This window comes from Agrococcus sp. AC640b, from assembly GCF_979255995.1.
On sequence record NZ_CEEDMM010000031.1, the window covers coordinates 1 to 20,636 of the forward strand.

The 20,636-nt window shown below is 72.8% G+C and carries 23 protein-coding genes; 16 read left to right on the forward strand and 7 right to left on the reverse strand.

Annotation, left to right across the window (positions count from 1 at the left end):
- Positions 1–230 precede the first annotated feature (230 nt).
- The 4 genes from ACZ6H8_RS13215 (at position 231) to ACZ6H8_RS13230 (ending at position 4,633) form a co-directional block, all read left to right on the forward strand.
- Positions 231–998 (forward strand): SDR family oxidoreductase, encoded by a 768-nt coding sequence (locus tag ACZ6H8_RS13215; protein ID WP_464147336.1) that lies wholly within the window; start codon positions 231–233, stop codon positions 996–998.
- Positions 999–1,049: 51 nt separating this feature from the next.
- Positions 1,050–2,186 (forward strand): serine hydrolase domain-containing protein, encoded by a 1,137-nt coding sequence (locus ACZ6H8_RS13220; protein WP_464147337.1) that lies wholly within the window; start codon positions 1,050–1,052, stop codon positions 2,184–2,186.
- 105 nt (positions 2,187–2,291) lie between these two features.
- Entirely contained in the window at positions 2,292–4,262 is a 1,971-nt protein-coding gene (gene recQ / locus ACZ6H8_RS13225) for a DNA helicase RecQ (protein WP_464147338.1), read from the forward strand.
- Entirely contained in the window at positions 4,259–4,633 is a 375-nt protein-coding gene (locus tag ACZ6H8_RS13230; protein WP_464147339.1) for an RNA-binding S4 domain-containing protein, read from the forward strand. Before recQ ends, ACZ6H8_RS13230 begins: the two co-directional genes overlap by 4 nt.
- Positions 4,634–4,653: 20 nt before the next feature.
- Here the strand turns inward: ACZ6H8_RS13230 and ACZ6H8_RS13235 are convergent, their stop codons facing one another.
- Positions 4,654–5,613 carry a DOMON domain-containing protein gene (locus ACZ6H8_RS13235; protein WP_464147340.1) on the reverse strand — a complete coding sequence of 320 codons (960 nt, stop codon included), beginning with the start codon at positions 5,611–5,613 and terminating at the stop codon, positions 4,654–4,656.
- Positions 5,614–5,697: 84 nt separating this feature from the next.
- A complete protein-coding gene (locus ACZ6H8_RS13240) occupies positions 5,698–5,880 on the reverse strand; it encodes a hypothetical protein (RefSeq protein WP_464147341.1) in 183 nt (60 codons plus the stop codon).
- A 114-nt stretch (positions 5,881–5,994) separates the two neighbouring features.
- Here ACZ6H8_RS13240 and ACZ6H8_RS13245 point away from each other — a divergent pair, with 114 nt between their 5' ends.
- Positions 5,995–6,846, forward strand: coding sequence for an HpcH/HpaI aldolase/citrate lyase family protein (locus tag ACZ6H8_RS13245; RefSeq protein ID WP_464147342.1), 852 nt, complete (start codon positions 5,995–5,997; stop codon positions 6,844–6,846).
- Between the two features lie 98 nt (positions 6,847–6,944).
- On the opposite strand, the gene ACZ6H8_RS13250 is transcribed toward ACZ6H8_RS13245, so the two are convergent.
- Complete coding sequence (locus ACZ6H8_RS13250) at positions 6,945–7,727, reverse strand: TetR/AcrR family transcriptional regulator (protein WP_464147343.1); 783 nt, start codon at positions 7,725–7,727, stop codon at positions 6,945–6,947.
- A 118-nt stretch (positions 7,728–7,845) separates the two neighbouring features.
- Positions 7,846–9,654, reverse strand: coding sequence for an MDR family MFS transporter (locus ACZ6H8_RS13255; RefSeq protein WP_464147344.1), 1,809 nt, complete (start codon positions 9,652–9,654; stop codon positions 7,846–7,848).
- 108 nt (positions 9,655–9,762) lie between these two features.
- Here ACZ6H8_RS13255 and ACZ6H8_RS13260 point away from each other — a divergent pair, with 108 nt between their 5' ends.
- The 3 genes from ACZ6H8_RS13260 to ACZ6H8_RS13270 all read left to right on the forward strand — a co-directional run bounded on the left by ACZ6H8_RS13260 (position 9,763) and on the right by ACZ6H8_RS13270 (position 12,173).
- On the forward strand, positions 9,763–10,545 hold the full coding sequence (locus tag ACZ6H8_RS13260) for a M15 family metallopeptidase (RefSeq protein WP_464147345.1): 783 nt from the start codon (positions 9,763–9,765) through the stop codon (positions 10,543–10,545).
- 74 nt (positions 10,546–10,619) lie between these two features.
- Positions 10,620–10,940 carry a hypothetical protein gene (locus ACZ6H8_RS13265; protein ID WP_464147346.1) on the forward strand — a complete coding sequence of 107 codons (321 nt, stop codon included), beginning with the start codon at positions 10,620–10,622 and terminating at the stop codon, positions 10,938–10,940.
- A 36-nt stretch (positions 10,941–10,976) separates the two neighbouring features.
- The gene (locus tag ACZ6H8_RS13270; protein ID WP_464147347.1) at positions 10,977–12,173 is read left to right on the forward strand and encodes a CapA family protein; all 1,197 of its coding nucleotides are present in this window, start codon (positions 10,977–10,979) and stop codon (positions 12,171–12,173) included.
- Between the two features lie 30 nt (positions 12,174–12,203).
- Here the strand turns inward: ACZ6H8_RS13270 and ACZ6H8_RS13275 are convergent, their stop codons facing one another.
- Positions 12,204–12,716 carry a hypothetical protein gene (locus ACZ6H8_RS13275; RefSeq protein WP_464147348.1) on the reverse strand — a complete coding sequence of 171 codons (513 nt, stop codon included), beginning with the start codon at positions 12,714–12,716 and terminating at the stop codon, positions 12,204–12,206.
- 95 nt (positions 12,717–12,811) lie between these two features.
- Between ACZ6H8_RS13275 and ACZ6H8_RS13280 the strand changes: the two genes are divergently transcribed.
- Genes ACZ6H8_RS13280 through ACZ6H8_RS13290 form a run of 3 tightly spaced genes read left to right on the forward strand, consistent with a single transcriptional unit; the run spans position 12,812 to position 14,063 of the window.
- A complete protein-coding gene (locus ACZ6H8_RS13280; protein WP_464147349.1) occupies positions 12,812–13,348 on the forward strand; it encodes a TetR/AcrR family transcriptional regulator in 537 nt (178 codons plus the stop codon).
- Positions 13,345–13,734, forward strand: coding sequence for a DMT family transporter (locus ACZ6H8_RS13285; protein ID WP_464147350.1), 390 nt, complete (start codon positions 13,345–13,347; stop codon positions 13,732–13,734). The genes ACZ6H8_RS13280 and ACZ6H8_RS13285 overlap by 4 nt, the downstream gene beginning before the upstream one ends.
- Positions 13,734–14,063 (forward strand): DMT family transporter, encoded by a 330-nt coding sequence (locus ACZ6H8_RS13290; protein WP_464147351.1) that lies wholly within the window; start codon positions 13,734–13,736, stop codon positions 14,061–14,063. Before ACZ6H8_RS13285 ends, ACZ6H8_RS13290 begins: the two co-directional genes overlap by 1 nt.
- Positions 14,064–14,153: 90 nt before the next feature.
- Here ACZ6H8_RS13290 and pgm read toward each other — a convergent pair whose 3' ends face one another.
- A complete protein-coding gene (pgm, locus tag ACZ6H8_RS13295) occupies positions 14,154–15,785 on the reverse strand; it encodes a phosphoglucomutase (alpha-D-glucose-1,6-bisphosphate-dependent) (protein WP_464147352.1) in 1,632 nt (543 codons plus the stop codon).
- 140 nt (positions 15,786–15,925) lie between these two features.
- Between pgm and pheA the strand changes: the two genes are divergently transcribed.
- From pheA to ACZ6H8_RS13320, 5 genes are all read left to right on the forward strand, one after another.
- Positions 15,926–16,846 (forward strand): prephenate dehydratase, encoded by a 921-nt coding sequence (gene pheA, locus ACZ6H8_RS13300; RefSeq protein WP_464147353.1) that lies wholly within the window; start codon positions 15,926–15,928, stop codon positions 16,844–16,846.
- A gap of 1 nt (position 16,847) precedes the next feature.
- Complete coding sequence (locus tag ACZ6H8_RS13305; protein WP_464147354.1) at positions 16,848–17,762, forward strand: NADP-dependent oxidoreductase; 915 nt, start codon at positions 16,848–16,850, stop codon at positions 17,760–17,762.
- A 108-nt stretch (positions 17,763–17,870) separates the two neighbouring features.
- Positions 17,871–18,722, forward strand: coding sequence for a glycosyltransferase family A protein (locus tag ACZ6H8_RS13310; RefSeq protein ID WP_464147355.1), 852 nt, complete (start codon positions 17,871–17,873; stop codon positions 18,720–18,722).
- Positions 18,719–19,543 (forward strand): endonuclease/exonuclease/phosphatase family protein, encoded by an 825-nt coding sequence (locus ACZ6H8_RS13315; RefSeq protein ID WP_464147356.1) that lies wholly within the window; start codon positions 18,719–18,721, stop codon positions 19,541–19,543. Before ACZ6H8_RS13310 ends, ACZ6H8_RS13315 begins: the two co-directional genes overlap by 4 nt.
- On the forward strand, positions 19,540–20,145 hold the full coding sequence (locus tag ACZ6H8_RS13320) for a DUF2238 domain-containing protein (RefSeq protein ID WP_464147357.1): 606 nt from the start codon (positions 19,540–19,542) through the stop codon (positions 20,143–20,145). Before ACZ6H8_RS13315 ends, ACZ6H8_RS13320 begins: the two co-directional genes overlap by 4 nt.
- Here ACZ6H8_RS13320 and ACZ6H8_RS13325 read toward each other — a convergent pair.
- On the reverse strand, positions 20,117–20,636 hold a 520-nt coding region (locus tag ACZ6H8_RS13325; RefSeq protein WP_464147358.1), incomplete at its 5' end, for a zinc-binding dehydrogenase. The genes ACZ6H8_RS13320 and ACZ6H8_RS13325 overlap by 29 nt on opposite strands.

Here is a 20,636-nt window from a genome sequence, read left to right on the forward strand (position 1 = left end):
CCCTGTGGGAGAGTAGGACACCGCCGGACTTCTTTTCGAAAGGGGCCCCAGCCATGATGCTGGGGCCCCTTTCGCTTGCTCAGGAGCAGTGAGCGATGGGCCCCGGCAGCGATGCCGGGGCCCTTCGTCGTTCCGCCGTCCTGGGCGCGAGCCTAGGCATCGACCATGCGTGTGCGCGACGCGCCGCCGCGGCCTGGAACCGTGCGACGGCGCGGCGTACCGTGGACGCCATGCGCATCGCAGTCTTCGGAGGCACGGGCAACGCGGGCGCGCGGGTCGTCGCGCACCTCCAGCGGCTCGGCCACGACGTGGTCGCGGTGTCGCGCAGCGGCCGAGACGTGCATGGCGCGCCTGGGGCGAAGGCCGACCTGCTCACGGGTGACGGCCTCGAGTCGTCCCTCGACGACGTCGATGCGCTCGTCGACTGCACGAACGCCGCCAACCCGCTCGACACCCGCATCTTCACCCTCGGCGCCCGTCATCTCATCGCCGCTGCCGAGGCGGCCGGCGTGGAGCGCGCCGTGGTGCTGTCGATCGTCGGCGCCGAGCACTCGACGTTCCAGTACCACCAGCGCAAGGTCGACCAGGAGCAGCGCTACCTCGCGTCGCGCCTCGATGCATGCGTCGTGCGCGCGACGCAGTTCCACGACTTCCCCGTGACGTTCTTCGAGCAGGCGAGGCCGCTCGGTGTCATCCCCGTGTTCCTGGGAGCACGCTTCCAGACCGTCGACCCCGACGAGGTCGCCGGGCTCGTGGCGCAGGAGGCCGTCGAGCCCTCAGGCGCGTCGTTCGCCGAGATCGGCGGTCCGCGCGTGCGCGTCTCTCGCGACCTCGCGCGGGCGTGGCAGCAGGCGACGCATGCGCGCGGGCTCATCGTGAACGGGCCGTTCCCGCCGTCGCTGCTGACGTTCTTCCGCGAGGGCCGCAACCTCCTGCCCTCGGATGGCCAGGTCGGCACGGTGCCGTTCGAGGAGTGGCTGGGACGTCGGGGGCGCTGAGTCGGCGACGCCCCTTCCCGCACCGGCCGCGTCGGCCGTAGCCTCTCTGGCATGGCGACGCTGCAGCAGCTGACGGACTCCGCGCTCGCGCTCGGCACGCCAGGCGTCGTCGCCGCGGTCGTGCGCGGCGACGACGAGGACGTCGCCGTCGCGGGTCTGCGGAGCGTCGGCGGTGCGCCGATGACGCGCGACGTCGTCTTCCGCATCGCGTCGCTCACGAAGACGATCGTCGCGGCGACGGCGATGCGACTCGTCGAACGCGGGGTGCTCGATCCCTCCGACGAGGTCGCGCGCTGGATGCCCGAGCTCGCGAGCGTCGCCGTGCTGCGCACCCCGACGTCGACGCTCGGCGACGTCGAGCCGCTCGCAAGGCCCATCACGGTGCAGCACGTGCTGACGTGCACTGCAGGCGTCGGACTCGTCGGCGACATGGGGGCCGAGCTCTTCGCCGCCTACGGCGAGCGCCTGGGGCAGGGGCCCGACGCGCGGGCGAAGCCCGACGCCGACGAGTGGATGCGCAGGCTCGGCGCGTTGCCCCTCGCGCACCAGCCCGGTGACGGATGGACGTACGACGCGGGCATGGATCTGCTGGGCGTGCTGCTGGCACGGGCGGCGGAGGCGCCGCTGGCCGAGGTCGTCGAGGAGGAGCTGCTCGCCCCGCTCGGCATGCACGACACGGGCTTCCGGCTGCGAGCCGACCAGGTCGCACGCGCGGCGACGACGTACCGGTTCGACGACGGCGTGCCGGTCGAGGTCGAGTCGCCGCAGCGACTCCACGCCGAGCCGCCGGCGTTCGACTCCGCCGGCGGCGGGCTCGTGTCGACGCTCGACGACCTGCTGCGACTGTGGCGGATGATCGTCGCCGAGGGACGCGGGCCCGCCGGCGAGCGCGTGCTCGCGGCGTCGTCGATCGCGGCGATGCGCACGCCGCATGCGACGGCGGAGCCCGGCAACGTGTTCCTCGACGGTCAGGCGTGGGGCATCGGCGGCGGCGTCGACGTCGTCGCGCGCGAGCCGTGGACGGTGCCTGGCCGCTTCGGCTGGGTCGGTGGCACCGGCACCGCGGCGTACGCGCTGCCGAGCGGCACCATCGCCATCTGGCTCGCGCAGCGCGAGCTCGGTGGCCCCGACGACGTCGCCGCGCTCGGCGCCTTCCTCACGGAGGCTGCCGAGCGCGACCGACGCTGATGCTCGGCGCGCGCCCACGTGCTGCGCGCGTCCCGAACAGCGCGCTGCGCGAACGGACGTCCACGAGCGGCACGGGAGTGGGGTGCGGCTCGTAGGCTGGGTGCGATGAGCGATGCGCAGTGGGGACCTCAGGACGACTGGGTGCCGCCGGACGAGTGGGCGCCGCCGGAGGACGACGGCTGGCTGCCGCCCGACGACCCGTTCGGCGCGCCCGCGGGCGTGCCCGCATCCGTCGCCGCGCAGGCTGCCGCGCCTGTCGCAGCCGCCGCTCCTCCGCGACCGCGGCCGGCGACGCCGCTCGACGCGCTGCAGCACGTGTGGGGCTACGACGCCTTCCGCGACCAGCAGTCCGAGATCATCGACGCGGTCGTCGCCGGGCAGGACGCGATCGTGCTCATGCCCACCGGCGGCGGCAAGAGCCTCTGCTACCAGGTGCCGTCGCTCGTGCGCGAGGGCACGGGCGTCGTGGTGAGCCCGCTCATCGCCCTCATGCACGACCAGGTCGACGCCCTGCTGCAGCTGGGCGTGCGCGCGGCGTACCTCAACTCCACCCAGTCGATCGACGAGCGTCGTGCCGTCGAGCGCGACCTGCTCGCCGGCGAGCTCGACATGCTCTACCTCGCGCCCGAGCGGCTGCCGGTCGTCGGCGACCTGCTCGACCGCGCCTCCATCGCGCTCTTCGCGATCGACGAGGCCCATTGCGTGAGCCAGTGGGGCCACGACTTCCGGCCCGACTACCTGCAGCTGTCGATCCTGCACGAGCGGTGGCCGACGATCCCGCGCATCGCCCTCACCGCGACGGCGACCGTCGAGACGCGCGCCGAGATCGCCGAGCGGCTCGACCTGCAGCACGCTCGCGTGTTCGTGTCGAGCTTCGACCGCCCGAACATCCAGTACCGCATCGCGCCGAAGCAGGATGCGCGCGGCCAGCTGCTGCGCATCATCCGCGACGAGCACCCTGGCGACGCGGGCATCGTCTACTGCCTCTCGCGCAAGTCGGTGGAGCAGACGGCGACGTGGCTCGCGGCGAACGGCGTCGAGGCGCTGCCGTACCACGCGGGTCTCGACGCGGGCACGCGTGCACGCAACCAGTCGCGGTTCCTGCGCGAGGACGGCGTCGTGATGTGCGCGACGATCGCGTTCGGCATGGGCATCGACAAGCCCGACGTGCGCTTCGTCGCGCACATGGACCTGCCGAAGTCGGTCGAGGGCTACTACCAGGAGACGGGCCGCGCCGGGCGCGACGGTCAGCCGTCGACGGCGTGGCTCGCGTACGGGCTGCAGGATGTCGTGCAGCAGCGCCGCATGATCGATGACGGCGATGGCGACCGGCAGCGCAAGCGCGTGCAGACGCTGCATCTCGACGCGATGCTCGCCCTCTGCGAGACGGTGCAGTGCCGCCGCGTGCAGCTGCTGGGCTACTTCGGGCAGCCGAGCGAGGCGTGCGGCAACTGCGACACGTGCATCGCGCCGCCGGAGACGCTCGATGGCACCGTGCCGGCGCAGAAGCTGCTCTCGACGATCGTGCGCCTGCAGCGCGAGCACCGTCAGCAGTACGGTGCAGGGCACCTCGTCGACATCCTGCTGGGCAAGGACACCGAGCGCATCCGACGACTCGGGCACGACCGGCTGTCGACGTACGGCATCGGCGGCGAGCTGAGCGAGCAGGAGTGGCGAGGCGTGGTTCGCCAGCTGCTCGCGCAGGGGCTGCTGCAGGTGCAGGGGGAGTACGGCGTGCTCGCGATCACCGACGCTGCGGGCGAGGTGCTCGGCGGGCGCCGCGAGGTGCGGCTGCGCCGCGAGCAGGAGCGCGTGCGGCGGTCGGCGAAGGCGAAGGCCGCGCCCATCGCGCTCGACGATGCGCAGCAGGAGCTGTACCAGCGGCTCCGGGCGTGGCGCAGCGAGGTCGCGAAGGAGCAGGGCGTGCCGGCCTACGTCGTGTTCTCGGATGCGACTCTCGCGGGCATCGCAGCCACGAGGCCAGGCGACGAGGGTGCGCTGCGCGGCGTCTCGGGCGTCGGCGATGCGAAGCTCGAGCGGTACGGCGCGGCCGTGCTGGAGGTCGTGGGCACGTGAGCGGCTCCGTGCGTGTCGACGTGTGGGTGTGGGCCGTGCGCTGCGTGAAGACGCGCTCGGCGGGCACCGCTGCGTGCCGTGCGGGCCACGTGCGTGTGAACGGTCAGCCCGCGAAGGCGGCGCAGGCGGTGAAGGTGGGCGACGAGGTGCGCGTGCGGCTGCACGGATTCGACCGCATCCTCGTCGTGCGCGAGCTGCTCGTGAAGCGCGTCGGCGCGGAGATCGCCGCGAAGGCCTATGACGACCTCACGCCGCCGCGGCCCTCGCCGATGGAGGCGCAGATGGTGCCCATCCGCGACCGGGGTGCGGGCAGGCCCACGAAGCGCGACCGACGCGAGATCGACCGCCTGCGGGGGCGCGACCCGCAGTAGGTCGCAGGAGCCCGCGCGCGCTACGGCTGCAGGAAGCAGACGTCGAACGCCGATGCGTTGGACGGGGTGGAGAACGCGATGGTGCGGCGTTCGACGCCGGCGGCGACCATCGTGTCGTAGAGCGTCTGGCACGTCGCCAGGAACGCGGCGTCGGCGACGCCGCCGATGTCGACGCGGTCACCGTAGTCCTCGATCCGCAGATCCTCCGCGCCAGCGGCGATCGCGATCGTCATGAGGTCGACGAACAGCTGCTGCCGCCCCTCCACCGGCTGCGCGCGAAGATCCAGCTCGAAGGCGTCGGTGCCCGTGTTCGCCGTCCACTCGGTCCGGTCCACGATGGGGGACTCCACCTGGATGGCCGTGATCTCGTCGTAGGCGGAGGCGAGGTCGACGCCGTCGCCGTCGACCGTGCAGGAGAGTCGCGCGAGGGTCTGGTCGAGCTCGACGAGCTCGCCGTCGACCTCGTCGTCGAACCAGTAGTCGTCCGCGCGAATGACGAGAGCCTCGTCGCACGGCGTGGTCTGCACGATCTCGAGCAGCTCAGCCAGTGCGTCCCTTCCGGGGTCGAGCGTCGCCTCCACGGACGCGCTCTGGCCGTCCGGTCGCACAGTCTCCAGCACGATGCGCGTCGTCAACGGGCGGTCGTCGACGATGAGGTCGATGCGCTGCTGCACCTGGCCGAGGATGTCGAGCTGCTCGGCAGGCGGGATCGCATCGGTCCAGCTCAGCCCGAGGTAGAGCGACTCGTCCGTCGTGCTCGACGCGTCGACCATGCTGAGCAGCGCGCCGTCGACGAGCCCCTCGGCGGCGAGCGCGGTCGCGAGCTCCTCGAGCGTCGTCGGTGCCGTGGACGGGGCGGGGGAGTCGACGGGCTGCGCCGACGCCGACGGTGAGGGAGCGGGCGTCGGCTGCGTGACGCATCCGCCGAGGCTGACGGCCAGGACGGTGGCGAGCGCGAGCGCCGGGAGGAGTCGTCGCATGCTGCGAGTGGAGCATGCCGCGCTGGATGGTGGCCTTATGCGGGGTGTGCGGTGCTCGGCGTCTGGCGGTCGTCCGCCCGAGGGTTAGCGGTCGACGAGCAGTCCCGTGCCCACGAGCGCGGCCGGCACGAGCACCGCGAGCCCGAGCGCGATGCCGAGCGCACCCGTCGCGACCGTGCCGCCGCGCCTGCGCCGCACCCCGGCGACGAGCACCGCGGTGCCGAGCGACAGCACGAGCAGGCCGAGCACCGCGGCGACGACGATCATGGCTCCACGCTATCGACGCCCCCGACGTGCCGCCGTGCGCACGACCGCCGTGCGCTGCGACCGATACGACCGCAACGTGCGCACCCGTCGGTGCGCTCGGTAGGCTCGAGCATCGTGAGCCGACGCCCTGTCTCTGCCCAGATCGCCCGTTCCTGGCTGCTCGTGCCGGCATCCCAGCCCGATCTCTTCGAGATCGCACAGGCCTCCGATGCCGACGCGATCATCATCGACATGGAGGACGCGGTCGCCGCGAACGACAAGAAGCAGGCGCGCAAGGACACGCTCGCCTGGCTGAACTCGGGGCACCGCGCGTGGGTGCGCATCAACGACGCGTCGAGCGACTTCTGGAGCGACGACTGCGCCGCGCTGAAGAAGGCAGAGGGCCTCGAGGGCGTCATGCTCGCGAAGTCGGAGTCGTCGAGCCATGTCGACGACACCGCCGACCGCCTGCCAGACGGCGTGCGCATCCTCGCGCTCGTCGAGACGGCGCGCGGCGTGCAGCAGGTCGAGCGCATCGCCAGCGCCCCCTCGACGTTCCGCATCGCGTTCGGCACGGGCGACTTCAAGCGCGACACCGCCACGGGCGAGGACCCGCTGGCCCTCGCCTACGCCCGTTCGCAGCTCGTCATCGCCTCGCGGGCGGCCCGCCTGCCCGCGCCCATCGACGGCCCCACGCTCGACCTCGCGAAGCTGCCGGCCGGCACGCACCACGCGAAGGAGATGGGCATGTCGGGCAAGCTGTGCCTCAACCACACGCATGCGGCGACGATCAACGAGGGCCTGAGCCCCGCCGCCGACGACGTCGCATGGGCGCACGGCTTCATCGCCGCGTTCGAGGCCTCGGGCGGCAAGATCACCGACGGCTCCGACCTGCCCCGCCTGGCGCGCGCGCAGAAGATCGTGCAGCAGGCGGTCGACTTCGGCATCGAGGTCGCGGCCGCGGAGGTCTCGCACTCGGGCTACTGAGCGCGCACGCGACAGGCCCGCTGCCGACGGCAGCGGGCCTGTCGCATGCGCGCTCGGCGTCGTGACGCCAGCGCACGTGCCGCGAGCGCGCGAACGCGCTACTCGGCCGACGCGTCCTCGACGAGCGGCTCGATCGCGTGGCGCGTCAGGTGCGCGACGAAGTGCCACGGCGTCGTGCCGCCGCCGAGCGCCGGCCCGTCGACGTACAGCTCCGCGAACTCCGGCTCGACGCGGATGCGGTGCCCGATGCCGGACACGACGAGGTGCGTCGCCACCGCGATCGAGCGTGCTGTGTGCGGTGGACGCGCGCGCATGGACAGCATGCCGAGCAGGCCCTGGTAGAAGCCGGCGTTCGTGTCGATGAAGTGGCGCTCGACCGTTCGTGCGACCGACTCGAGCGTCGCCGCGTTCGCGGGGTCGCCCGGGCTCGCGGCGGCGACGTACAGCGACTCGTACGATCGCCACTGCGTCGAGGCCATGAGGTCGCGGAAGTTCTGCTCGGCGGCGACGCGGACGAGGTCGAGCATCACCGCGTGCCTGCCCTCCGCCGTCTCGAGCAGCGAGGCGTGGTCGCGCAGGCCGGCCGTGATCGACGCCGTCGTCGTCGGCGAGAAGCCGAGGCTGAACTGCGGGCGGCGGAACACCTCGGTGACGAGGTCGGCGACGTACGACTCGTGCGACCCCCACTGCCGGTAGGCGCTCGCGCGCGAGACGCCCGCCTCGGCGATGATCTCCTCGAGGGGAAGGTGGCCGAAGCCGACCGTCAGCCCGTCTCGCTCGACGAGCGCGACCCCGGCGTCGAGCATGCGCTGCCTCGCCACGGGGGCGGGGATGCGCGGTCGCCGACGCCGGGAGGTCTCAGCCCCATCACCATCACGCATGCATCCAGGCTACTCTCCGGCAGCACGGAGGCACGGTTGTCCACAGGCGCCGTCACCCGGTTCGCACGGCACCGCAGCGGAGGCGAACGCTCGTCCGCCCCGCAGCGGCCGGCGTCGCCTACTCCTCCCGTCGAGCGGGCGCGGCGGGACCGACCGCGGTGCGCGAGCCATCGGCGTCGCGCTCGGGGGCCGCGACGACGGGCACGGCGATCGAGCCGGTCGCGGTCTGCTCGGACGCCAGCTGCTCGAGCTCCGCCTTCTCGGCGAAGGACTCCTCCATCGCCGAGCGCTGACGCAGCGGCGGGGTGCGGAAGAACAGCGAGAGCACGAAGGCGACGAGCACGACGACCATGCCGATGACGAACACCGTCGAGGTCGCGGTCGCGAAGCCGTCGAGGAAGGGGGCGGCGAGGCGCGGGTCGGCGCCGTTCAGGAACGACGAGTCGTCGTTGAGGGCCGTGCCGATGCCCGACGGGTCCTGCAGCACCTCGAGGATGCGCGCGTTCGCCGGATCTGCGAGCACCGTCGGGTCTTGCGTCGCCGCCTGCAGGTCGGCGAGCAGATCGGGGCGCTGGAACGACGCAGCCATGGTGTCGACGACGCGCGAGAACAGCACCGAGAAGACCACGGCGACGCCGACGGTGCCGCCGAGCTGGCGGAAGAAGGTCGCTCCCGCCGTGGCGACGCCCATGTCCTTCGGCTGCACCGAGTTCTGCGACGCGATCGTGAGCGTCTGCATGAGCTGGCCGAGGCCGAGGCCGAGGATGAGCTGGCCGCCCAGCAGCATCCACAGCGGGCTGTCGTACTGCTGCAGCGCGAGCACGCCGTAGCCGACAGCCATGAGCGCGGTGCCGATGATGGGGAAGATGCGGTAGCGGCCGGTGCGGGCGATGATCTGGCCGGAGCCGATCGAGGCGATCATGAGGCCGACGATCATCGGCAGCGTCGCGAGGCCGGCCTCCGTGGGGTTCATGCCGTGCACGATCTGCAGCACGAACGGGATCATCATCATGCCGGCGAACATGCCGAAGCCGACGAGCACGCCGATGCCGGTCGCCATCGAGAACGTCGCGGAGCGGAACAGCGACAGCGGGATGAGCGCGTCGTCGCCCATGCGCGACTCGATGAGGATGAACAGCGCGATGCCGATGGCGCCGACGATGAAGCAGGCGATCGACAGCGGCGAGTCCCAGCCCCACGTGCGGCCCTGCTCGGCGACGAGCAGCAGCGGCACGACGCCCATCACGAGCGCGGCAGCGCCCCACCAGTCGATGCGCACGCGGCGGTGCAGCACGGGGATGTGCAGGAAGCGGAAGACCATGAACAGGGCGACGATGCCGACGGGGATGTTGAAGAGGAACACCCAGCGCCATCCCTCGATGCCCAGCAGCGTGTCGGCACCTGCGAAGACGCCGCCGACGAGCGGGCCGAGGAGGCTCGAGACGCCGAAGACCGCGAGGAAGTAGCCCTGGTACTTGGCGCGTTCGCGGGGCGCGAGGATGTCGCCCATGATCGTCAGCGGCAGCGACATGAGGCCACCGGCACCGAGGCCCTGGAGCGCGCGGAAGCCTGCGAGCTGCACCATGTCGGTCGCGAACGACGATGCGACGGAACCGATGAGGAACAGCACGATCGCGATGAGGAACAGCGGGCGGCGGCCGAACAGGTCGGAGAGCTTGCCGTAGATCGGGGTCGTGACGGTCGAGACGATGAGGAACGCCGTGGTCACCCACGCCTGCAGGCTGAGGCCGTGCAGGTCGTCTGCGATGGTGCGCATCGCGGTGCCGACGACGGTCTGCGACAGCGACGACAGGAACATGGCGGCCATGAGGCCGAGGATGACGAGGTTGATCTCGCGGCGGGTCATGCCGCCTGCGGCTGCGATCGCATCCGCCTTCGAAGCGGCGGACGTGCGGGGTGAGGACATTCGTGTCTCCAGGGACGTGGGGAGGTGCGGCGTGCTGGTCTCGACGCTGCGACCGCAGAGGACGATTATTGCAGAGACTGCAACTTTTGTCGACCGTAGGGTGGAGCGGTGCCTCTCTACTCGCGCCGTGCCGCGCTGACCGCCGCCGCCGTGCTGGCCCTCACGGCGTGCACCGCCGATCCAGAGCCGTCGCCGAGCCCGAGCGCCGACCCCGAGCCGACCCCGACGCCCTCGCCCAGCGCGACCCCCAGCCCGACGCCCACGCCGAGCCCGACGGAGACCGCGCCGCCCGCGCCCTCGTACGACATCGACTCCGGTGCGAGCCTGCAGGTCATCGTGAACAAGCGTCGGCCGCTCCAACCTGCCGACTACGCACCGCAGCTCGTCGCCGTGTCGATCGCGCAGGACGGCGACGAGCTCGTGCGACCCGAGGTCGACGCGGCGCTCGTCGCGCTCGACCAGGCGCAGCGCACCGCGATCGGCGAGGGGGTCTTCGTCTTCTCGTCGTACCGGTCGTACGCGACGCAGTCGTCGATCTACCAGGGCTACGTCGACCAGTACGGGCAGGCGGAGGCCGACACGACCAGCGCGCGCCCCGGGCACAGCGAGCACCAGACGGGCCTCGCGGTCGACGTCGTGGGCACGTCGGGCGTCGCGCGCCTCAGCGTCGCGTTCGCGACCACGCCCTCCGGGCAGTGGCTCGCCGCGAACGCCTGGCAGCACGGCTTCGTCGTGCGCTACCCGAACGGCCTCGAGGGCGTCACCGGCTACGAGTACGAGCCGTGGCATCTGCGGTACGTGGGCGTCGAGCTCGCGACCGCCATGACGCAGTCGGGCGCGCAGACGCTCGAGGAGCACCTCGGCCTTCCGGCGGCCCCCGACTACGGATGAGCATCCACGCGCACCGGCCGATGCTCAGGTGCGGCCGGTAGCGTCGCAGCACCCCATCGACTCCAGGAGGCATCATGGCGAAGGGCAATCGCAGCGCAGGCGCACGTAGCTCGGGCGGGTCGTTCGGCGGCAGGCGCAGCTCGGCCGGCTCCTTCGGCGGCAGGCGCTCCAGCGGCGGATCGTTCGGATCCTCGAGCCGCTCGAGCGGCGGCGGCGGCGGCGGATGGTCGTGGGGCTCTGGCAGCAGCAGCAGCAGCCGCAGGTACCGTTCCGGCTCCCCGTACCGCGACTCCGGCTACGGCTACGGCGACGCCGAGAGCCCGGGCACGTGGATCGGCGTCGTGGTGCTCGTCATCGTGGTGATCGTCGCGATCGCCATCATGTCGCAGCAGTGAGGTCGCTGCGCTCGCGCGCCGTGGCAGGCTGAGCGGGTGCGCACCCTCACGAAGCCGTCCGCGGCGCTGCTCGCCGTCGCCGTCCTCGCCCTCGCAGGCTGCCAGGGCGCGCTCGACGACACCGACCCGTCGGCGCCGCCCTCCGCATCCGACGCGGCCTCGCCCGCGCCGTCGCCCGAGCCCGAGGCCGAGCCGACGACGATCACGCTGAGCGCCATGGGCGACTGGCTGCCGCACGACTCGGTCGTCGCAGACGCGCAGATGCCGGGCGGCTCGTACGACTTCGCGCAGTTCGCGCAGGCCATCCAACCGCGCTACGCCGACTCCGACCTCGTCGTCTGCGACCAGGAGGTGCCGAGCGCCGGCGACGAGCTCGGCCTGTCGTACTTCCCACGGTTCAACGCGCCCTCCGCGCTCACGAGCGGCATGGCGCAGGCGGGCTGCGACACGATCAACCTCGCCAACAACCACCTCGCCGACTGGGGGCAGCCGGGCATCGACATCACCCGTGCGCAGTGGGATGCGCTGCAGCCGACGCTCATCGCAGGCGCGAATCGCAGCCCCGAGGAGCAGCAGACGGTCTCGATCGCGGAGGTCGAGGGCGTGCGCGTCGCGTTCCTCGCGTTCACGCAGCTGTCGAACGAGGGCCACGCCGACTTCGCGCTCAACCGGCTCGACGACACCGAGCTCGTCGAGTCGCTCATGGCGCAGGCCGTCGCGCAGTCCGACGTGCAGATCGTGTCGACGCACTGGGGCACGGAGTACTCGCTCGACGAGAATGCGGCGCAGGTGGAGCAGGGGCAGTGGCTCGCCGACCTCGGCGCCGACGTCATCGTCGGCACGGGGCCGCACGTGCTGCAGCCCGCAGCGTGGATCGACCGGGCAGACGGCACCCGCGCGTTCGTCTTCTACTCGGTCGGCAATGCGCTGTCGACGCAGATGGAGATCCCCCGCATCCTCGCGGCGATCGCGCAGATCGACGTCGTCGTCGACCCGGACGGAACCGTCACGGTGCAGGACCCGCGCGCGATCCCCACGTACATGCACTTCGACCTCACGCCGCAGCAGCTCGCATCGAACCAGCTCACGAATCGCGTGAACCTGCAGATGTACCCGCTCGTCGACGCTGCCGAGCCGCTGACGCGGTCGGCGTGGCGCAACGACCTCACCGTCGAGTCGGGCATCGCGTTCGTCACCGACGTCCTCGGGCCCGACGTGCGCATCACGCCGTAGCGAGCTGCGGGGTCGCGCGAGGCGAGGCGGTCACGTCGCGCGGGCCACGGCCCACGCCTCGGTCGTGTCGGCGCCTGCGATGAGCGTGAGCTGCACGGGGCCGTCGTAGGGCAGCGCGTACGAGAATCCCTGCGCGGGGGCCGCATCGCACTCGAGCGTGCCCTCGACCAGGGTGCGCTCGTCGGGATCGGCGTCGATGGCGCGCGCGAGCAGGAAGTCGACGCTCTCGCCGCCCACGCACTGGCCCTCGACCGTGAACGACTGCCCGGACACGAGCGGTCCGAGCGCCGTCGTGGCATTCGTGGGCACGCCGTCGACGATCGAGAAGTCCGCTCGCGCGAGGCCGCCGGGCACGTCGGCCGGCGGCTCGTACGGCACTGCGGAGGCGCTGGGGGCGTCGTCGGATGACGACGGCGATGCGCTCGGCGCGGTGGACGTCGTCGGCGCCGTCGTCTGCTCTGGTGCCGGGGAGGCGCACGAGGCGCACGCGAGTGCGAGCGCGGCGGCGGTGATCCCGACCTGGGCGGTGCGGATGCGGCTCATGCCCGGCAGGCTCGCAGGTCGTGGGTCGAAGCGCACGGGGCTTGCGGTGCTGGTCGTGCGGTCTGCCATACCAACCGGAAGGTATGGTGTTCGGGATGGCACCTCGATCCTCCGCACGCAGCACCGCGCTCGACGCATCCCTCGCCCTCCTGCGAGACGGCGAGGCCCTGTCGCTCGAGACCGCAGCGCGCGCCGCGGGCATCACGAAGCCCGGCCTCATGTACCACTTCCCGACGAAGGAGGCGCTCATGCTCGCCCTCGTCGACCACGTCGTCGAACGCTGCGAGGCCGCGATCCTCGTGCGCCTGCCCGACCCCTCGTCCGCCTCGCCCGTCGAGCTCGCGACCGCGTACGCACGCTGGGCGTTGGAGGATGCGCACGACGCGAGCGACCTCGTCGCCTTCGCCGATCCTCGCCTGCGCGACCTCCTCGTCGACCGGTGGAGCGAGCGATTCCGCGTCTTCGCCGCGTTCGACGACGTCGAGCCCGACCTGCGCACCCGCATCCTCGCCGTGCGCATGCTCGCCGACGGCGTCTGGTTCGCGACCGCATCCGGCGCCCTCGCACCCACCGACGCCGAGCGCGCCGCGCTCGCGGTGCTCGTCGACGAGCTGCTCGCGGGGGCGTCGTGAGCCCCGTCGCGCGCCGCTGGCTGCTGCTGGCAGCCGCGATCGCGATGGAGGTCACGGCGTCGCTGTCCCTCAAGGGCGCGCTCGAGGCGCCCGCGCTCTCCGCGGTCGTCGTCGCAGGCTACGTGGGCGCGTTCGCGTGCCTCGGGGCCACGTTGCGCGCCGGCATGCCCCTCGGGGTCGCGTACGGCATCTGGGGCGCCGCGGGCGTCGCGCTCACCGCCACGCTGTCGACGGCGCTCTTCGGCGAGGCGTTCACCCCGCTCATGGGTGTCGGCATCGCGCTCATCATCGGGGGCGTGCTGCTGGTCGAGCTCGGCTCGCAGGCCGCGCACCGCCGCGCTGCGCTCGCACCCGCAGGCGACGTCGCGAGCGAGAGGACGCGCTGATGGCCTGGCTCGCGCTCGCCGCGGCGATCGCGCTCGAGGTCACGGCCACCCTCTCGCTGCGCATGGCGACGACGGGCGAACGCCCGAGTCGGCGCTGGTACGCACCCGTCGTCGCCGGCTACGGCCTCGCGTTCGTCATGCTGTCGATCGCGTTGTCGCTCGGCATGGCGCTCGGCGTCGCCTACGGCATCTGGGCTGCGGTCGGCGTCGCGCTCACCGCCGTGCTCAGCCGCGTGCTGTTCCACGAGCCGCTCACCGTCGTCATGGCAGCAGGCATCCTGCTCATCGGGGCAGGCGTCGTGCTCGTCGAGCTGGGCGCGGCGCACTGACGCCGTCGCGATGCGGCCTGAGCGGGCCATCGAGTGGAATGCACCCTCGGCGGCCCGCTCAGGCCGCATCTGCGCGGAGGCTCGGCGACGTCAGCCGGCGAGCGCCGCGTCGACGATGGCCTTCGCCTCCGCCTGCACCTGACGCAGGTGGTCGACGCCCACGAACGACTCGGCGTAGATCTTGTACACGTCCTCGGTGCCGGAGGGGCGCGCAGCGAACCATGCGCGGTCGGTGACGACCTTCAGGCCACCGAGGCGTGCGCCGTTGCCCGGCGCCTCGACGAGCTTCGCGGTGATCGCATCGCCCGCGAGCTCGGTCGCGGCCACGGCGTCGCCGGTGAGCTTGCCGAGGCGCGCCTTCTGCTCGCGGGAGGCGGGCGCGTCGATGCGCTCGTACACGGGTGATCCGAAGCGCTCCGTGAGCTCGCCGTACAGCTGCGACGGGCTCTTGCCCGTGACGGCCCGGATCTCGGATGCGAGCAGGCACAGCAGGATGCCGTCCTTGTCGGTCGTCCACGCCTCGCCGTCCGCGGTGAGGAACGACGCGCCCGCGCTCTCCTCGCCGCCGAAGCCGACCGAGCCATCGACGAGACCCGGCACGAACCACTTGAACCCGACGGGCACCTCCCACAGGCGCCTGCCGAGCGACTCGGCGACGCGGTCGATCATCGACGACGACACGAGCGTCTTGCCGATCGCGGCATCCTCGCGCCATCCGGGGCGGTGGGTGAAGAGGTACTCGATCGCGACGGCGAGGAAGTGGTTCGGGTTCATGAGGCCGCCGTCGGGCGTCACGATGCCGTGACGGTCGGCGTCGGCATCGTTGCCGGTGAGGATGTCGAACTCGTCCTTGCGCGCGAGCACCGATGCCATCGCGTTCGGGCTCGAGCAGTCCATGCGGATCTTCTCGTCCCAGTCGAGCGTCATGAACGCCCACGTCGGGTCGATCTCGGGGTTCGTGACCGTCAGGTCGATGTCGTAGCGCTCGGCGATCGCCGCGTAGTACTCCACGGCGGCACCACCCAGCGGGTCGGCACCGATGCGCAGGCCGGCGGCCTTGATCGACGCGAAGTCGATGACGCGACCGAGCGCCTCGACGTACTCGGCGCGGAAGTCGAGCAGCTCGACGCGCTCGTCGCTGCCGCCCACGACCTCCGTGCGCTGCACGCCCTCGAGCCCCGCGGCGATGAGCGCGTTCGCGCGGTCGGCGATCCACCCGGTGGCGTCGGAGTCGGCGGGGCCGCCATGCGGCGGGTTGTACTTGAAGCCGCCGTCGCGCGGCGGGTTGTGCGACGGGGTCACGACGATGCCGTCGGCCTGGTCGGCGTTGCCGGCGCCGTTGTAGGCGAGGATCGCCCGCGAGACGGCAGGCGTCGGCGTGACCGAGCCGCGGGCGTCGGCGACGACGCGCACGCCGTTCGCGACGAGCACCTCGAGGGCGGTGCGCTCGGCAGGCAGCGACAGCGCGTGCGTGTCGCGGCCGATGTACAGCGGGCCCGTGGTGCCCTGCGCTGCGCGATACTCGACGATCGCCTGCGTGATGGCGAGGATGTGCGTCTCGTTGAACGCGGTGTCGAACGCGCTGCCTCGGTGACCGCTCGTGCCGAACGCGACCTGCTGGTCGGGGTTCGTCACGTCGGGCACGAGCTCGACGTACGCGCGCTCGAGCGCGGCGACGTCGATGAGGTCGGAGGGCTGTGCGACGGTGCCTGCTCTGCTCATGTGCTCATCCTGGCACCGCCTGGCGGGGAGGGCACCGGCTTGCGCCATGGGAGCGGGGTGGGCGTCGTGGTGCGTGCGTGCCCTCTCGTGGCTCGCGCTCGCGCACGCGTGACGCCTCCGCTCGCCCATACGCTGGTGCCGTGACGCGCTACTCGTACCTCGGCCCCGCAGGCACGTTCACCGAGCGCGCCCTCCTGCAGGTGCCCGGTGCCGACGTCGCCGAGCGCATCGCCGTGACGAACGTGGCCGAGGCGCTGCGCGACGTCACCGAGGGCACCTCGGATGCGGCGATGATCGCCGTCGAGAACTCGCTCGAGGGTGTCGTGACGGCGGCGCAGGATGCGCTCGCGACCGTGCCCGGGCTGCGCATCCGCTCCGAGCACCTCGTGCCGGTGTCGTTCTCGCTCGTCGCCGCGCACGGCACGCAGCTCGACGACGTCGACGTCGTCGTCGCGCATCCCGTCGCCTACGGGCAGTGCCTGCAGTGGCTGGGGGAGCACCTGCCGAGCCATCAGCACATCCCCGCGTCGTCGAACGTGCTCGCCGCCATGCGGCTGCAGCCCGGGCAGGCGGCGCTGTCGACGCCGTCGATCACCGACCACGTCGACGTCGCCGTGCTCGCCACCGACGTCGTCGACAACCCGAACGCCGTGACGCGCTTCGCGCTCGTCGGACGACCGGGCCCGCTCCCTGCACGCACGGGTGCCGACAAGACGTCGGTGATCGCCGAGCTGCCCAGCGACGCCCCCGGCGTGCTGCTCGAGATGCTCGAGCAGTTCGCCACTCGGGGCGTGAACCTGTCGCTCATCCAGTCCAGGCCCATCGGCGACCGGCTCGGCAGGTACCGGTTCGTGCTCGACCTCGACGGGCACGTCACCGACGAGCGCGTCGCCGATGCGCTCGTGGGCCTCAAGCGCTTCAGCCCGAAGGTGGTGTTCCTCGGCTCGTATCCGCGCGCGGACGCGCAGGCCACCGACGTGCACGCCCGATACGGCGACGCGTCGTTCGTCGAGGCGCGCGACTGGCTGCGGGGTCTGCTCTCCGGAGAGCCGGGGAGCTGACGTGCGCAGGCTCCTCCACCGCACCTTCGGCGGCCCTGCCGTGCTCGAGCTCGTGCAGGAGGCCGACCCCGAGCCCGGCCCCGGCGAGGTGCGGGTGCGGGTGCACGCGGCGGCGCTCAACCCCGTCGACTGGAAGATCTTCACCGGCTCGGCGGCGGCGACGAGTCGCGGGCTCGAGCCGCCGCTGGGCGTCGGCAACGACATCGCGGGCGTCGTGGATGCCGTCGGCGCCGAGGTGACGCACCTCGCGATCGGCGACCGCGTCTTCGGATCGGCGCGCACGCGTGCGCTGCAGGACCGCACCATCGTCGACCCGGCGACCGAGCGCCTCGCGCGCACGCCAGACGGCCTCGACGATGCACGTGCGTCGTCGCTCGTCGTCGCAGGGCGCACGGCATGGGCCGGCGTCGAGCAGCTGCGCCTGCAGCCGGGCGAGACGGTGCTCGTGCACGGCGCGACGGGCGGCGTCGGTGTGCTCGCCGTGCAGCTCGCGCGGCTGCGCGGCGCGCGCGTGATCGGCACGGCGAGCGAGCGAGGCCGCGACCGGCTCGTGGCGTACGGGGTCGAGCCCGTCGCCTACGGCGAGGGCCTCGTCGAGCGGCTGCGCGCGCTCGGCGGCATCGACGCAGTGTTCGAGACGCACGGCACCGAGGGCATCGACGCGGGCCTCGAGCTCGGCGTGCCCGTGGATCGCATGGTCGGCATCGCCGCGAAGGGGCACGCGGGCGTCGCGGGCGTGCCGACCGACCTCGCCGTGACCGGCGCGCTCGAGCAGCTCGCGGCGCTCGCCGTCGATGGCACGCTCGACGTGCCCATCCAGGGCGTCGTGCCGTTGGAGCATGCAGCAGACGCCTACCGGGTGCTCATCGGCGGGCACGTGCACGGCAAGCTCGTCGTCGACCTGCTCGCGACGTAGGGCGGTACCGAGCGCGAGCCCGCTCGGCAACCCCTCGGCTGCGTACCCCGCGCCCGCGTAGCGTCACCTGCACGGGCGTCGAGCATCGGCGACCGCGGAAGGGGAGCGGTGGGCGATCGCGACGGGCAGCACGGCGACACGGGTCGGGCGGCGCGGCCTGCGACGAACCCGGCCGACGCGCGCGTCTCGGTGGTCGTGCCGGTGAAGGACGACGCCGACCATCTCGCGCGCCTGCTCGCCTCCCTCGGCCGCCAGACGCGCGTCGCCGACGAGGTCGTCATCGTCGACAACGCCTCGAGCGACGACTCGGCCGCCGTCGCCCGCGCCGCCGACGCGACCGTCGTGCGGTGCGACGCTCCCGGCATCCCCGCCGCCGCCTCGCGCGGCTACGACGCTGCGACCGGCGACGTCATCCTGCGGCTCGACGCCGACTGCGTGCCCGACGACGACTGGATCGAGCGCATGGTGGCAGCGCTGCTCACGGATGCGACGGTCGCGGCGATCTCCGGCGGCGCACGATTCGTCGATGGCCCGCGTGCGCTGCGCAGACCGCTCGCCGTCCTCTACCTCGGCACCTACGTCGTGCTGTCGACCGCGGCGCTCGGGCATCCGCCGCTGTTCGGCTCGAACGTGGCGATGCGGCGAGACGCGTGGCTGGCGGTGAGCGCTGCCGTGCATCGCAGCGACGCCGAGCTGCACGACGACCTCGATCTCGCGTTCCACCTGGGGGAGCGGCACCGCATCCGCTGGGTGCGCCCCGCAAGGATGGGCATGTCGATGCGGCCGTTCGGGGCGGGCAGGGGCCTGGGGCGTCGGCTCGTGCGCGGCGTGCGCACCGTCGCGGTGCACTGGCCGGACGACTTCCCGCCGCACCGTCTCGCCAGGCGCGTCGTCGTGGCGCTCGAGGCTGCCAGCGAGACGGCGCGCGCGACGCGAGCGAGCACGGAGGGTGCGGCGTGACGGGTTCGATCGTCGGCGAGGTCGCAGACGCCGAGCTGCATGTCGCGACGTGGAACATCCGCAGGCGCGTCCCCACGCTGCAGGCGGCCGATCGGTGGCGGTCGCGCGCGCCGCGGCTGCGTGCCGCGTTGCGCGTCGAGCGACCGCACGTGCTCGCGGTGCAGGAGGCGATGCCCGATCAGGCGACGTTCGTGCGCGAGGCGCTCGGCCACGGGCACCGGGTGCTGGGACGTGGACGCGGCGCGCGCGGCGGCGACGAGGCGTGCCTGCTCGTCGTCGACGAGGCGCGCGTCGAGGTGCTCGACTGGTGGCAGCAGGCGCTCTCCGACGAGCCCGAGCGGCCGGGCTCGCGGTCGTGGGGCAACGTCATGCCGCGCGTGCTCGTCGCCGCCGAGCTGCGCGACCGCATCACGGGCACGCCGCTGCTGGCGGTGTCGACGCACCTGTCGCTGTCGTCGCAGCGGGCGCGGCTGCGCTCGGCCGAGACGATCCGCGCCGTCGTCGCAGAGCGGTCGATGCCTGCGGTGGTGCTCGGCGACCTCAACGCCGGCGAGGGGTCGAGGACGGTGCGGGCGCTGCTGGAGGGCGGTCTGCTGCGCGACGCGTGGGAGGTCGCGGGCGACCGTGCCACGCCGCGCTGGTCGACGCGTCCCGCCTACCGTGCGCCGCGCGAGCGCGGACGCCGCCTCGACTGGATCCTCGTCGGCGACGGCGTGCACGTGCGGCGCACCGCGATCGATGCACGCGCGTTCGACGGCGGCTGGCCGTCCGACCACCTGGGCGTGCATGCGGTCGTCGAGCTCGACGGAGCGGTGGGGTGAACGGCGAGCGCCTGCGCGCCGACCTCCTGCGGCGGCCGATGAGCGCGTGGGAGTGGCTGGCGGATGCCGTGCGCGTCGCGGGCGCCGCGAGCATCGTCGTCGCGGGCGTCGGCTGGGGCCCGTCGGCGGCGGCGGTCATCGTGCTCGCGGCCTCCGCAGCGCTCGTGACGCGCATGCTGGGGCTGCGCGGCGCCGCGGATGCGCTCGTCGGCGCGGTCGTGCTCGTCGCCGCGTGGAGCGGGGTCGTCGACGTCTACTCGGCGATCGCGTGGTGGGACGTCGCGATCCACGTCGTCTGCACTGGCGTCATCGTCGCGGTCTGCGTGCTCGTGCTCGCCCGCGCGGGCGTCGTCGCGCATCCGAATGCGGCCCCCGTCGTCGTCGGCATCGTCGTCGCGGCGACGCTCGGCCTCGCGCTCAGCGCGGTGTGGGAGATCGTCGAGTGGCTCGGTCACACCATCGTCGACGACGCGATCTTCGTCGAGTACGACGACACGATCGGCGACATGGCCGCTGGCGGCGTGGGTGCCGCGATCGCGGGCGCCATCGCGGCGCGCGTGCGCCTCGAACGGCCTAGGGCAGTCGCGGGTCGAGCACGGTGATGCCAGCGGCGGGCGCGTCGGCGCCCACGAGCGTCGCGGCCTCCGCGAGCCCCACGGTGCGCTGCACGAGCAGCTCGGGACGCAGCGCGCCCGAGACGACGAGATCGAGCAGCCGCGGGTAGTCGCGCGCCGACATGCCGTGGCTGCCGAGCACCTCGAGCTCCCAGCCGATGACGCGGTCGAGCGGCAGCGCAGGGGGTGCGCCGGCGAGCAGCCCCACCTGCACGTGCCTGCCCAGGCGCCGCAGCGACAGCACGCTCGACGTCGCCGTGTCGGCGCTGCCGACGGCGTCGAGCGACACGTGCGCGCCGCTCGTGATCGCCACGACCTCCTCCACCGCATCCGGCCCCGCGGCGACGACATGCTCCGCCCCGAGCGAGACGGCGAGGTCGAGCGCCTGCTGCGACCGGTCGATCGCGACGACGCGGGCGCCGAGGGCATGCGCGATCATGACGGCGCTGAGGCCCACGCCGCCCGCGCCCCACACCGCC